The organism is Streptomyces sp. NPDC020490, assembly GCF_044335305.1.
Taxonomy (GTDB): domain Bacteria; phylum Actinomycetota; class Actinomycetes; order Streptomycetales; family Streptomycetaceae; genus Streptomyces.
Genome location: NZ_JBIRUY010000075.1, coordinates 1 through 15,391, shown reverse-complemented (window position 1 = coordinate 15,391; position 15,391 = coordinate 1). Strand labels below are relative to the sequence as shown.

The following is a 15,391-nucleotide window of genomic DNA, read 5'->3' as shown; positions in this document are numbered from 1 at the left end:
TCGACAGCACATCCGCGACCGCGGTCACCCTGGGCACCCTGCGCCGCGACGAGGGCGGCCCGCAGCGCTTCCTGACCTCCCTCGCCGAGGCCTGGACCCATGGCGCCGAAGTCGACTGGACCACCGTCTTCCCCGACGGCACCCGCCCGGTGGACCTGCCGACCTACGCCTTCCAGCACCGCCCCTACTGGCTCGACGACGCCGGCGCCGACACCCGCGTGGATACCGCGCACGCCGCCGACGAGACCGACACCGCCTTCTGGACGGCTGTCGAGAGCGGCGACCTGGCCGGGCTCGGGGTCAGCGGCGACCAGCCGCTGGACGAGGCGCTGCCCGCGCTCGCCGCCTGGCGCCGCGCCCACCGGGAGAAGTCGGCCCTCGATTCCTGGCGCTACCGCACCGTGTGGACCGTCACCGACACCGCCGAGCCCCGGCCGACCGGCACCTGGCTCCTCCTCGAACCCGAGGACGGGGCCGGTGACCTCGCCGAAGCCGCGGCCGACCGCCTCGGCGCCCTCGGCGCGCGCATCGTACGCATCCCGGTCGACATCTGGGCCGCCGACCGCTACACCCTCGCCCAACAGCTGCACGAGGCGCTCGCCGCAGAGGGCGAGGACACGGTCACCGGCATCCTCTCCCTGCTGGCCCTCGACGAGCGCGAGCACCCCGACCACCCGTCGCTGCCGCTCGGCCTCGCCGGGACCGTCACCCTGGTCCAGGCCGTCCTCCAGGTCCGTGAACTCGTTGAGTTCGACGCCCCGGTGTGGGCCCTGACCCAGGGGGCCGTGTCCGTCGGCGACAACGACCCGCTCACCCGGCCCGTGCAGGCGGCCGTATGGGGGCTGGCCCGCGTCCTGGTGCAGGAGCACCCGCGGCTGTGGGGCGGCATCGTCGACCTGCCGGTCACCGTCGACGAGGAGGCGTACCGCAGGCTCGCCGGCATCATCGCCGAACCCGGGGACGAGGACGAACTCGCCGTCCGCTCCTGGAACGTGCTCGTCCGCCGCCTGGTGCGCGCCCCCCTCGGCGACACCGAGCCGCAGCGCGCCTGGACACCGCGCGGCACCGCCCTGGTCACCGGCGGCACCGGCGGCCTCGGCGCACAGACCGCACGCTGGCTGGCCCGGGCCGGCGCCCCCCATCTGCTCCTGGTCAGCCGCCGCGGCCCCGAAGCCCCCGGCGCGGCCGAACTCGCCCAGGAGATAAGGGACCTGGGCGCCGAGGTGACCATAGCCGCCGCCGACGTGGCCGACCGCGAACAACTGCGCGCCGTCCTGGACGCCCTGCCCGCCGACGCCCCGCTCACCTCCGTCTTCCACACCGCCGCCGTCCTCGACGACGGCATGATCGACTCCCTCACCCCCGACCGGCTCGCCCAGGTGTGGCGGGTCAAGGCCCAGGGCGCCCTCAACCTGCAAGAACTCACCGAAGACAGGGACGACCTCGACGCGTTCGTCCTGTTCTCCTCCTTCGGCGCCGCCTACGGCTCCGCCGGCCTCGGCAACTACACGCCCGGCAACACCTTCCTCGACGCCCTCGCCCACCAGCGCCGCACCCGCGGTCTGCGCGCCACCTCCGTGGTGTGGGGCACCTGGGCGGGCAGCGGCATGGCCGCCGGCGGCGCGGGCGAACGCGCCCGGCTGCAGGGCGTGTGGGAGATGCCGCCCGAGCTGGCCACCGCCGCCCTCCAGCAGTCGCTCGACCACGACGAGACCAACCCCGTCGTCATCGACATCCGCTGGGACGGCTTCACCCTCGGCACCGGCACGGAACGCAACAGCCCCCTGTTCGAGATGGTTCCGGAGGCCGCGAAGGTGCTCGCCGACGCCGCGGCCGCCGCACAGCAGGAGACCGCCCGCGGCGGGAACACCGCCGACGAACTCCTCGGCCGGCTCGCCGGCCGGACCCCCGCCGAACAGGACCGCATCCTGCTCGACCTGGTGCGCCGGCAGGCCGCCTCCGTCCTCGGTCACGGTGCCGCGGACGCCGAGGCCCTCGCCGCCGTCGGCCCCGAACGCCCCTTCCGCGAACTGGGCTTCGACTCGCTCAGCGCGGTCGAACTGCGCAACCGGCTCGGCACCGCAACCGGCCTGAGCCTGCCCTCCACACTCGTCTTCGACCAGCCCACCCCCGCCCGGCTCGCCGCCCACCTGCGCACCGAGCTGTACGGCGACGGCACCTCCGTCGACCCGCTCCTCGACGACATCGACCGACTGCAGAGCACCCTCGCGCACGCCACCGCGGCCACCGAGGAGGACCGGGCCCGCGTCACCGGGCGCCTGCAGGCGCTCCTCGCGGCCTGGCAGACCGGCGACCGGACGCAGACCCGCGACGCCGACATCGCCGACGCCTCCGACAACGAACTGTTCGACCTGCTCGACGACGAGCTGGAGGCCCGGTGACCCGGCAGCGACGCCCCTCACGATCGCGCAGTGCAGGCTTCCCGTTCCCGGTAGGTGACTGACGTTGAGCACCAGCAGCACGAGCAACCCCGGCGGCCACGACAACGAGGCCAAGCTCCGCGAATACCTCAAACGGGCCACCACCGACCTGCGCAACGCCCGCAGACGGGTGCGCGAACTGGAGGAGCCGGAGCCGGTCGCGATCATCCGCATGGCCTGCCGTTTCCCCGGCGGAGTGCAGAGCCCCGAGGCACTGTGGGACCTCGTCGCCGAGGGCCGCGACGGCATCGGCCCCTTCCCCGAGGACCGCGGCTGGGACGTCGACGCCCTCTACGATCCCGACCCCGACAAGGCCGGCACCTCCTACACCCGTGAGGGCGGATTCCTGCGGGACGTCCCGGAGTTCGACGCCCAGCTCTTCGGGATCTCCCCGCGCGAAGCCCTCGCCATGGACCCGCAGCAGCGGCTCCTGCTGGAGACCACCTGGGAGGTCCTGGAGCGCGCGGGCCTGGATCCGACCGCGCTCAAGGGCAGCCCCACCGGAGTGTTCGTCGGCGCCTCCGCCTCCAGCTACGGCGGCGACCTCGACACGGTTCCCGAAGGAGTCGAGGGCTACCTCGGCACCGGCAGCGCCGCCGCCGTCGTCTCCGGCCGCGTCGCCTACACCTTCGGCCTGGAGGGCCCGGCCGTCACCGTCGACACCGCCTGCTCCTCCTCCCTCGTCGCCCTGCACCTCGCCGTGCGGGCGCTGCGCCAGGGCGAGTGCTCCCTCGCCCTCGCGGCCGGCGTCACCGTGATGTCGACGCCGGGACTGTTCGTCGAGTTCAGCCGCCAGCGCGGCCTCGCCGCCGACGGCCGCTGCAAGGCCTTCGCCGACGCCGCCGACGGCACCGGCTTCGCCGAGGGCATCGGCGTACTGCTCCTGGAACGCCTGTCCGACGCCCGCCGCAACGGCCACGAGGTCCTCGCGGTCGTCCGCGGCTCCGCCATCAACCAGGACGGCGCCTCCAACGGCCTGACCGCGCCCAACGGGCCCTCCCAGGCCCGCGTCATCAAGGCCGCCCTCGCCGACGCGCGGCTGACCCCGCAGCAGATCGACGCGGTCGAGGCGCACGGCACCGGCACCACCCTCGGCGACCCCATCGAGGCCCAGGCCCTCCTCGCCACCTACGGCCGCAACCGTCCCGAGGACCGCCCGCTGCACCTCGGCTCCGTCAAGTCCAACATCGGCCACACCCAGGCCGCAGCGGGCATGGCCGGCGTCATCAAGACGGTCATGGCGATGCGCGCCGGCCTGCTGCCCAGCACACTCCACGTCGACGAGCCGACCAGCCAGGTCGACTGGTCGGCCGGCACCGTACGACTGCTGCGCGAGGCTGTCGCCTGGACCCCGCAGGAGGGCGCCCCGCGCCGGGCCGGCGTCTCCTCCTTCGGCGTCGGCGGCACCAACGCCCACGTCGTCCTCGAGGAACCCGCACCCGCCGAGGAACCCGCCCCCCAGGACCACAGCGGCTCCAACCATCCGCTCGTCCTGGACACCCCGCTCGTGCCCTGGGTCGTCTCTGGCAGGACTCCGGCGGCCCTGCGCGCCCAGGCCGCCCGCCTGGCCGACTTCCTCCGCACCCGGAACGCCCCCCGCCCGCAGGACGTCGCCCTCTCCCTCGCCACCACCCGCGCCGCCCTCGAACAGCGCGGCGTGGTGGTCGCCGCCGGCCACGACGACCTCCTCGCCGGCCTGACCGCCCTCGCCGACGGCACCCACCCCCTCACCGGCACCACACTGCCCGCCACCGACGCCGTCCTCGTCTTCCCCGGTCAGGGGTCGCAGTGGGCGGGGATGGCGGTGGAGCTGTACGAGGCTTCGCCGGTGTTCGCGGCCCGGCTGGAGGAGTGCGCGCAGGCCCTCTCCGAGTACGTGGACTGGTCGCTGCTGGACGTCCTGCGGGGCGTCGACGGCGCTCCCGGCTTCGACCGGGTGGACGTGGTCCAGCCGGCGCTGTGGGCAGTGATGGTGTCGCTGGCGGCATTGTGGCGGTCGGTGGGGGTGGAGCCGGCCGCGGTGGTCGGTCACTCGCAGGGCGAGATCGCTGCCGCCGCCGTGTCGGGCGCGCTGAGCCTGGAGGACGCGGCGAAGGTGTCCGCCCTCCGGGCTCGCGCGCTCATCGCCCTGGCGGGCCGGGGCGGGATGGTGTCCGTGGCGGACACCGCGGACGCCGTTCGGGAGCGGATCACCGCCTGGGGTGACCGGCTGGCTCTGGCTTCGGTCAACGGCCCGCAGTCCACGGTCGTTTCGGGGGAGCCCGAGGCGCTGGACGAGCTGATGGCGGCCTGCGAGGCCGACGGTGTCCGCGCCCGGCGCATCGACGTCGACTACGCCTCGCATTCCTCGCAGGTGGAGTCGATCCGTGATGAGGTGGTCGGCCTGCTGGACGGGATCCGGCCGCGCACCGCCGAGGTCCCCTTCTTCTCCACCGTCACCGGTGACTTCGTCGACGGCCCGGAGCTGGACGCCGAGTACTGGTACACCAACCTGCGCACCACGGTCCGTTTCCAGGAGGCCGTGGAGGGTCTGCTGACCCGCGGGCACGGTCTGTTCGTCGAGTCCAGCGCGCACCCGGTGCTGACGATCGGCGTGCAGGAGACGATCGACAGCACATCCGCGACCGCGGTCACCCTGGGCACCCTGCGCCGCGACGAGGGCGGCCCGCAGCGCTTCCTGACCTCCCTCGCCGAGGCCTGGGTCCACGGCGCGCAGGTCGACTGGACCGCCGTGGTGGCCGCGCAGCGCCCGCGGACCGTCGAACTCCCCGTGTACGCCTTCCAGCGCAGCCGCTACTGGCTCCAGTCCGCCCCCGCCGACCCCACGGCCGCCGACGCGTTGCCCGCGGACGAGGTCGAGGCCCGCTTCTGGGAAGCCGTCGAGCGGGAGGACCTCGAGGCCCTCTCCGGCGCCCTCGAACTCGACGACGACAGCCCGCTCGGCGCGCTGCTGCCCGCGCTCGCCGCCTGGCGCCGCTCCCGGCGGGAGAAGGCGGTCGTCGACTCCTGGCGCTACCGCGTCGCCTGGCAGCGCCTGCCGGAGCCGGCCCGCATCCCGCTGACCGGCACCTGGCTCGTCGTGCTGCCCGCCGGGCGGGCGCCGGCACACGAGGAGTTCGCCGCCGACTGCGCGGCCGCCCTGGCCCGGCACGGCGCCGGCACCGTCACCGTGCGGACCCCCGGCGCCGACCGCGACCTGCTCACCGACGTGCTGCGCACCGCCGTTGCCGACACCCGGCTGTCCGGTGTCCTCGCCCTCACCGGGCTCGGCGGACCGGACGCCGCCCTGCACACCCTCACCCTCGTGCAGGCCCTCGACGCCGCCGGCATCGACGCCCCCGTGTGGGCGGTCACCCGGGGAGCGGTCAGCACCGGACGCTCCGACGCACCCGCCGACCCCGACCAGGCACAGGTGTGGGGGCTCGGCCGGGTCGTCGCCCTGGAACAGCCCCGCGGCTGGGGCGGTCTGATCGACCTGCCCGCCGCGGCGGACGAACGCGCCCTGACCCGGCTCGCGCAACTCCTGACGGGCGGCGCGGGCGACGAGGACCAGATCGCGGTGCGCGCCTCCGGGGCCTTCGGGCGCCGTCTGGAACGCGCACCGCTCGACGACGCCGAACCGGTCCGTGACTGGCGGCCCCGCGGCACCGTGCTGGTCACCGGCGGCACCGGCGGCGTCGGCGCCCAGGTCGCCCGGTGGCTCGCCGCCGCGGGCGCCGAGCGTCTGCTGCTGCTCGGCCGCCGTGGACCGGACACCCCCGGTGTCGACGGACTCTTGGCAGAGGTACGGGAGTTGGGTGCCCGTGCGGAAGCCGTCGCCTGCGACGTCGCCGACCGTGAGCAGCTGCGCGCCGTCCTGGAGACGATCCCCGGGGAGACGCCTCTGACGGCCGTCGTGCACGCCGCCGGCATCCCGCAGTCCGCCCTCGCCGGCCAGGTCACGCCCGCCGAGTACGCGCGGATCACCGCCGGCAAGGTCGACGGCGCCCGGCACCTCGACGAACTCCTCGGCGACACCGAACTCGACGCGTTCGTGCTGTTCTCCTCCAACTCCGGTGTGTGGGGTGCGGCCGGACACACCGCGTACGCCGCCGCCAACGCGTTCCTCGACGCGCTCGCCGCCCGGCGCCGCGCCCGCGGCCTGACCGCCACCTCCGTCGCCTGGGGCGCCTGGGGCGGCGGCGGCATCATGGAGACGGCGGGCGTCCAGGAGTACATGAGCCGCCGCGGCGTCCTGGAGATGGACCCCGGCACCGCCCTCATCGCGCTGCTGCAGGCCGTCGAGCACGACGAGACGTTCGTCGCCGTCGCCGACGTCGACTGGAGCCGTTTCGCGCCCGGCTTCGCCGCCACCCGGCCCAGCCCGCTGCTCACCGGCATCCCCGAGGCCCGCCGCGAACTGGCCGCCGCCACCGCCGAACCCGACGGCGAGGACGGACCGGAGAACGCGTTCGTACGCCGCTTGACCGCCGCCGACGGCGACGAGCGCGAGACCCTCCTGCTCGGCCTGGTGCGCACCGAGGCCGCCACCGCACTCGGTCACTCCGGCGCCGACGCGATCGAACCGGGCCGCGCCTTCCGGGACGCCGGCTTCGACTCGCTCACCGCCGTCGACCTGCGCAACCGGATCGCCGCCGTCACCGGCCTGACCCTGCCCGCGACCCTCGTCTTCGACCACCCCACTCCGCAGGCCCTCGCCGCGCACATCGGCGCCCAGCTGCTCGGCGCGTCCGAGGCGGCCGTACCCGCGCAGGCGGGGGAGAGCCGCACCGCCACCGACGAACCCATCGCCGTCGTCGCGATGAGCTGCCGCTACCCCGGCGACGTCACCTCCCCCGAGGACCTGTGGCGGCTGGTCGCCGAAGGACGCGACGCCATCGGCGGATTCCCCACCGACCGCGGATGGAACCTCGACGGCTTCTACGACCCCGACCCCGACAAGACCGGCACCAGCTACGTCCGCGAGGGCGGGTTCGTGCACACCGCCACCCACTTCGACCCCGGTTTCTTCGGGATCTCACCGCGCGAGGCCCTCACCATGGACCCGCAGCAGCGCCTCCTGATGGAGACCGCCTGGGAGGTCTTCGAACGCGCCGGGATCGACCCGCACGCCGTCAAGGGCACCAGCACCGGCGTGTTCATCGGCGCCGGATACCCCGGCTACGGACACGGCGTGCGGATGCCCGAGGGCTCCGACGGCCAGATGCTCTTCGGCGCCTCCGCCGCCGTCGCCTCCGGCCGGCTGTCGTACACCTTCGGCCTGGAAGGCCCCGCCGTCACCGTCGACACCATGTGCTCGTCCTCGCTGACCGCTCTGCACCTGGCCGTGCGGGCGCTGCGCGCCGGCGACTGCACCGCCGCCCTCGCCGGCGGCGCGATGGTGATGTGCTCACCCGGCGTCTTCATCGGGTTCAGCCAGCAGCGCGGCCTGTCGCCCAGCGGCCGCTGCAAGTCCTTCTCGCAGGACGCCGACGGCACCGGCTGGTCCGAGGGCGTCGGCATCCTCTTGCTCGAACGGCTCTCCGACGCCCGCCGCAACGGCCACCAGGTCCTCGCCGTGATCCGCGGCACCGCCGCCAACCAGGACGGCGCCTCCAACGGCCTGTCCGCGCCCAGCGGCCCCGCGCAGCAGCGCGTCATCCGCGCCGCCCTCGCCGACGCCGGCCTGCGCCCTGCCGACATCGACCTGATCGAGGCGCACGGGACCGGCACCACCCTCGGCGACCCCATCGAGGCCCAGGCCGTCCTCGCCACCTACGGGCAGGACCGCCCCGACGGCACTCCGGTGTGGATGGGCTCGCTGAAGTCCAACATCGGCCACGCGCAGGCCGCCTCGGGCGTCGCCGGCGTCATCAAGACCGTGATGGCCCTGCGGCACGGTGTCCTGCCCAAGACCCTCCACGTCACCGAGCCCACGCACGAGGTCGACTGGAACTCGGGTGCCGTCGGACTGCTCACCGAGGCCCGGCCCTGGCCCGAGACCGGCCGGCCCCGCCGCGCCGCCGTCTCTTCCTTCGGCGGCTCCGGCACCAACGTCCACGTCGTGCTGGAGGAACCGGTCCCCGCCGAGGAACCGCCGCGCGCTCCCGCCGTCCCCGCCTTCCCGCAGAAAGCCCTGCCCTGGCTCGTCTCCGCACGCGGCACGGCCGCACTCGGCGCCCAGGCCGCGCGCCTGCGGCATCTCGTCGCCGACGGCACCGCACACCGGCCCGCCGACATCGCCCGGTCCCTCGCCACCACCCGCGCCGCCCTCGAACAACGCGCCGCCGTCACCGGCGACGACCGAGGGGCCGCCCTGCGCGCCCTCGCCGAGGACCGCCCCGACAGCGGCGTCGTCCGGGGCTCCGTGCTCAAGGGCGTGGGCCGTCCGGTGTTCGTGTTTCCGGGTCAGGGGTCGCAGTGGGCGGGGATGGCGGTGGAGCTGTACGGGGCTTCGCCGGTGTTCGCGGCCCGGCTGGAGGAGTGCGCACAGGCTCTCTCCGAGTACGTGGGCTGGTCGCTGCTGGACGTCCTGCGGGGTGTCGAGGGCGCTCCCGGTTTCGACCGGGTGGACGTGGTCCAGCCGGCGCTGTGGGCGGTGATGGTGTCGCTTGCGGAGTTGTGGCGGTCGGTGGGGGTGGAGCCTGCCGCGGTGGTCGGTCACTCGCAGGGCGAGATCGCTGCCGCCGCCGTGTCGGGCGCGCTGAGCCTGGAGGACGCGGCGAAGGTGTCCGCCCTCCGGGCTCGCGCGCTGATCGCATTGGCGGGCCGGGGCGGGATGGTGTCCGTGGCGGACACCGCGGACGCCGTTCGGGAGCGGATCGCCTCTTTCGGTGACCGGCTGGCTCTGGCCTCGGTCAACGGCCCGCAGTCCACCGTCGTTTCAGGTGAGCCCGAAGCGTTGGACGAGCTGATGGCCGCCTGCGAGGCCGACGGTGTCCGCGCCCGGCGGATCAACGTCGACTACGCCTCGCATTCCTCGCAGGTCGAGCTGATCCGGGAGGAGGTGATCGGCCTGCTGGACGGCATCCGGCCGCGCACCGCCGAGATCCCCTTCTTCTCCACCGTCACCGGCGACTTCGTCGACGGCCCGGAACTGGACGCCGAGTACTGGTACACCAACCTGCGCACCACGGTCCGTTTCCAGGACGCCGTCGAAGGGCTGCTGGCGCGTGGGCGCAAGGTCTTCATCGAGGCCAGTGCCCACCCGGTGCTCACCGTGGGCGTCCAGGAAGCCATCGACGCCGCCGGCGGGCAGGCCGTCGCGCTGGGCTCGCTGCGGCGCGACGAGGGCGGCGCGCAGCGCTTCCTCGCCTCCGTCGCCGAGGCGTGGACGCACGGCGTCACCGTCGACTGGGAGGCCGTCCACGCCGGGCACGACACGGTCCGCGTCGACCTGCCGACGTACGCCTTCCAGGACCAGCCGTTCTGGCCTGACCCGCTGCCGCCGTACTCCGGTGACGCCACCGGCTTCGGGCTCGGCGACACCGGCCACCCGATGCTCGGGGCCGCCGTCCGGCTCGCCGACGGCGAGGACGTCCTGTTCACCGGCCGTCTCGCGGCCGACACCCAGAGCTGGCTCGGCGACCACGCCGTTTCCGGGACACCGCTGCTGCCCGGCACCGCCTTCGTCGAACTCGCCGTCCGCGCGGGCGACGAGGTCGGCTGCGGCCTGCTGGAGGAACTGACCCTCCAGACACCGCTGGTGCTGCCCGAGCGCGGCGGCGTCCACCTGCAGGTGCGGGTCGGTGCCGCCGACGCCTCGGGGCGGCGCACCGTCACCGTGTACTCGCGACCCGAGGACGCCCCCGCCGACCGGCCCTGGACCCGGCACGCCACCGGTGCGCTCGCCTCCGGTGAGGTCACCGGCCGCGACCTGAGCGCCTGGCCGCCGCCCGGCGCCGAGCCCGTCGACCTCGACGGGTTCTACGAGGCCGCCGCCGCGACGGGCTACCGGTTCGGCCCCGCCTTCCAGGGCCTGCGCGCCGCCTGGCGCCACGAGGCCACCGGCGACGTGTACGCCGAGGTCTCCCTGGACGCCGCCCACCAGCGTGATGCGGCCCGCCACCTGCTGCACCCCGCTCTCCTGGACGCCGCGCTGCACGCCATGCGGCTCGGCGACTTCATCGAGCTGACCGGCCGGGCCCGGCTGCCGTTCGCCTGGACCGGCGTCGCCCTGCACGCCGCGGGCGCGACCGGTCTGCGCGTGCGGATCAGCGCCGTCGGCACCGACACGGTCGCCGTCGACCTCGCCGACGCCTCCGGTGCGCCGGTCGCCACCGTGGAGTCGCTGGTCCTGCTGCCCGTCGACACCGCACAGCTGCGCCGCGACGCCGGCCCGGACCACCTGTTCCGCGTCGACTGGACCGAGTGGGCCGCGGCCGGGCAGCCGTCCGCCGACGCCCTCGCCGTCATCGGCGACGACCCGCTCGGCATCGCGGGCGCCCTGCGCGGCGCGGGCGCCACCGTCACCACGGAGCCGGCGCTCGACGACCTCACCTCCGTGCCGCCGGTCGTCGTGCTGCCGCTCGCCCCGGGCGACGGCGGCGCCGACACGGCACGCGCGCGGACCGCCGAGCTGCTCACCACCGTCCAGCACTGGATCGCCGACGAACGGTACGCCGACGCACGCCTGCTCGTCCTCACCTTCGGCGCCGTCGCCACCCGCACCGGCGAGGACGTCACCGACCTCGGTCACGCCGGCGCCTGGGGCCTGGTGCGGGCCGCGCAGACCGAGAACCCCGGCCGGCTGTTGATCGCCGACCTGGACACGGCCACGGCGGCGGACGCGCTGCCCGCCGCGGTCGCCGCCGCCGTCGCCCAGGACGAACCGCAGTTCGCGCTGCGCGGCGGCCGCACCCTGGTGCCGCGCCTCGCCCGCACCCACACCTCCGGCGGCCTGCTCACCCCGCCGCCCGGCACCACCTGGGCGCTCGGCTCCACCGCGGCCGGCACCGTCGACAACCTGGCGCTGCTGCCCCGCCCCGAGGCCGCCGCGGAGCTGCCCGAGCACGGTGTGCGCGTCGCCGTGCACGCCGCCGGCCTGAACTTCCGCGACGTCCTGGTGTCGCTCGGCATGTATCCGGGCGGCGGTTTCATGGGCTGCGAGGCCGCGGGCGTGGTCGTCGAGACCGGCCCCGGCGTCACCCACCTCGCCGTGGGCGACCGCGTCGCGGGCATGGTGCCCCACGCGTTCGGGCCGCTCGCCGTCGCCGACGCCCGTATGGTCGCCCGGATCCCGGACGGCTGGACGTTCACCACGGCGGCCTCCGTCCCGGCGGCCTTCCTGACCGCGTACTACGGGCTGGTCGACCTGGCCGGGCTGCGGGCGGGTGAGCGGGTGCTGGTGCACGCGGCCGCGGGCGGTGTGGGCATGGCGGCGGTGCGGATCGCCCGGCACCTGGGCGCCGAGGTGTTCGGCACGGCGAGCGAGGGCAAGTGGGACGCGCTGCGCGCCCTCGGCCTGGACGACGACCACATCGCCTCCTCCCGCGACGCCTCCTTCGAGGACCGGTTCCGTGCCGCGACCGGCGGCGAGGGAGTCGACGTCGTCCTGGACTGCCTGGCCGGTGAACTGGTGGATGCCTCGCTGCGGCTGCTGCCGCGCGGCGGCCGCTTCGTCGAGCTCGGCGCCACCGACGTCCGCGCCCCCGAGGAGGTGGCAGCCGCGCATCCCGGCGTCGCCTACCGCCGGTTCGACCTGATGGAGGCCGGCCCCGAGCGGATCGGGGAGATGCTCGCCGCCCTCGTACGGCACTTCGAGGCGGGTGACCTCGCGCCGCTTCCGGTGCGGGCGTGGGACGTGCGGCGTGCTGCGGAGGCGTTCCGGTTCATGAGTCAGGCCCGGCATACCGGCAAGCTCGTCCTTTCCGTCCCGCTGGACTGGGATGCGGAGGGCACGGTGCTGGTCACGGGTGGTACCGGCACGCTGGGTGCGCTGCTGGCCCGGCATCTGGTCGTCCGGCACGGGGTGCGGCATCTGCTGCTCACCAGCCGGCGGGGCCCGGACGCGCCGGGTGCCGCCGAACTCGTGCGGGAACTGGGTGAGTTGGGGGCCGAGGTGACCGTGGCCGCCTGTGATGTCGCGGACCGTGGGGAGCTGGCCGCGCTGCTGGGCACGGTCCCCGCCGGCCGGCCGCTGACCGGTGTCGTGCACACCGCCGGTGTCCTGGACGACGGCGTCCTCGGCTCGCTGGACGCCGATCGCGTCGAACACGTGATGCGGCCCAAGGCGGACGCGGCGCTGAACCTGCACCACCTCACCCGCGACCTGCCGCTGCGCCGGTTCGTCCTGTACTCGTCGGCGGCCGGCGTCACCGGCAACTCCGGACAGGCCAACTACGCCGCCGCCAACACCTGCCTCGACGCACTCGCCCACCACCGGCGCGCGCACGGCCTGCCCGCCACCTCCCTCGCCTGGGGCATGTGGCACCAGATCAGCGATCTCACCGCCGGCCTCGACGACACCGACCTCGCCCGCTTCGGCCGCGGCGGCGTCACCCCGCTCACCGCGGACCAGGGCCTCGCCCTGTTCGACGCCGCCACGGACCGCGACGAGGCGCTCCTCGTCCCCGTCGGCCTCGACCCGGACGCCCTGCGCGAGTCCACGACCGGCGCCCCGCCCGCCCTGTACCGGGCCCTGGTGCGCCCCGCTCCCGCCCGCCGCACCGCGGGCGACGGCACCGCGGACGAGACCGACGGCGCGGCCCTGCTGCGCCGGCTCGCCGGACTCACCGCCGAACGCCGCAGCGCCATCCTCCTCGACCTGGTGCTCAGCAACGTGGCGGCCGTCCTCGGCCACACCGGCACCGCCGCCGTGGAACGCGACCGGGCCTTCAAGGACCTCGGCTTCGACTCGCTCACCGCCGTCGAACTGCGCAACCGGCTCGGCGCCGCCACCGGCCTCCGGCTGCCCGCCACCCTGGTCTTCGACCACCCCACACCGCAGGACCTCGCCGAGCACCTGCGAGCCGGACTCACCCCCGGCGACGACCCCTCCGAGACCGGCGCGGACACCCCGGACGAGACGGCGGTCCGGCGCGCGCTGGCCACCGTCCCGCTGGACCGGCTGCGCGAGGCGGGCGTCCTCGACACCCTGCTGCGCCTGGCCCGGACCGGCCCCGACCGCGTCCGGACCGAGGACGAGGAAGCGGAAGAGGACGCCCGGGCACGGGAGGCGTCGATCGCCGAGATGGACCTCGACGACCTGGTGTCCCTGGCCCTCGACGGCGACGACACCTGACCCGGCGACCGGCCGGCCTCCCCGCCCGCCCCGACCACCCACGGCAACGCCATCCATCCGTGACGCGGAGATCCGGAGACACAGCATGAGTAACCCCTCGGACAAGGTCGTCGAAGCCCTGAGGGCGTCCCTGACGGAGACCGAGCGGCTGCGCCGGGAGAACCGTCAGCTGTCCACCGCCGCGCACGAGCCCATCGCCGTGGTCGCCATGGGCTGCCGCTATCCCGGAGGCATCGAGTCGCCGGAGGACCTGTGGGAGTTCGTGCTCGGGGAGGGCGACGCCGTCTCGGGGTTCCCGGACAACCGCGGCTGGGACCTCGGCGACACCGGCAGCGCCCGCGAGGCCGCGTTCATCCCGGACGTCGACCGGTTCGACGCGGGATTCTTCGGCATCTCGCCGCGCGAGGCCCTCGCCATGGACCCGCAGCAGCGGCTCCTGCTGGAGACCTCCTGGGAGACGCTGGAGCGCGCCGGCATCGACCCCGCACGCCTCAAGGGCACCCCCACCGGCGTCTACATCGGCGCCGCGCAGCCGTCGTACGGCCACGCCGTCGGCGACAGCGCCGAGGGCGCCGAGGGACACCTCGTCACCGGCACCGTCGCCAGCGTCATCTCCGGCCGCCTCGCCTACCACTACGGCTTCGAGGGCCCCGCGGTCACCATCGACACCGCCTGCTCCTCCTCCCTCGTCGCCGTCCACCTCGCCACCCAGGCACTGCGCTCCGGCGAGTGCTCCCTGGCCCTCGCCGGCGGCGTCACCGTCATGGCCACGCCCGGCCTGTTTGTCGGCTTCAGCGCCCAGGGCGTCATGGCGTTCAGCGGCCGCTGCCGCGCCTTCGCCGCCGCGGCCGACGGCACCGCCTTCTCCGAAGGCGTCGGCCTGGTCCTGCTGGAAAAGCTGTCCGACGCCCGCCGCAACGGCCACCGCGTCCTCGCCGTCGTCCGCGGTACGGCGGTCAACCAGGACGGGGCCTCCAACGGCCTGACCGCGCCCAGCGGCCGCGCCCAGCAGCGCGTCATCCGCGCCGCCCTGAAGAACGCCCGCCTCACCCCCGACCAGATCGACGCGGTCGAGGCGCACGGCACCGGCACCACCCTCGGCGACCCGATCGAGGCTCACGCCCTGCTCGCCACCTACGGACAGGACCGGCCCGAGGGCCGCCCGCTGCGACTCGGCTCCATCAAGTCGAACATCGGCCACACCCAGGCCGCCGCCGGCGTCGGCGGCCTCATCAAGACCGTCATGTCGCTGCGCCACGGCATCCTGCCGAAGACCCTGCACGTCGACGCCCCGTCCCCGCACATCGAATGGGACAGCGGCGACGTCGAACTGCTCCTGGAGCCCTGCCCCTGGCCCGTCACGGACCACCCGCGCCGCGCGGGCGTCTCCTCCTTCGGCCTCAGCGGTACCAACGCCCACGCCATCCTCGAAGAAGCCCCCGAACCCGCCGAACCCGCCGAATCCGCCGAACACGCCGACGTCACACCCCCCGAGGGCCCGTTCGTCGCCGAGACCGGCCCGATGGTCTGGCCCGTCTCCGGCGCTACCGCTCCCGCCCTCGACGCCCAGATCGCCCGGCTGCGCGCCCACGCCGCCGCCGACACCGCGCCGCGACCGCTCGACATCGGCTACTCCCTGGCGGGGCATCGTGCGGTGTTCGATCACCGTGCGGTGGTGGTGGGTGCGTCGCGGGAGGAGTTGGTGGCGGGGCTCGAGCGTCCGTCGGTG

3 protein-coding genes are annotated in these 15,391 nt (G+C 74.9%); all 3 read left to right on the top strand.

What is annotated here, in order from left to right:
• Nucleotides 1-2,402, top strand: a 2,402-nt coding sequence (locus ACH4ZX_RS39575) for an SDR family NAD(P)-dependent oxidoreductase (RefSeq protein ID WP_398283665.1), incomplete at its 5' end; no start/stop codon positions are given.
• 64 nt (nt 2,403-2,466) lie between these two features.
• On the top strand, nt 2,467-13,662 hold the full coding sequence (locus ACH4ZX_RS39570) for a type I polyketide synthase (protein ID WP_398283663.1): 11,196 nt from the start codon (nt 2,467-2,469) through the stop codon (nt 13,660-13,662).
• Nucleotides 13,663-13,747: 85 nt separating this feature from the next.
• The coding region (locus tag ACH4ZX_RS39565; RefSeq protein ID WP_398283661.1) for a type I polyketide synthase at nt 13,748-15,391 on the top strand (1,644 nt) is incomplete at its 3' end.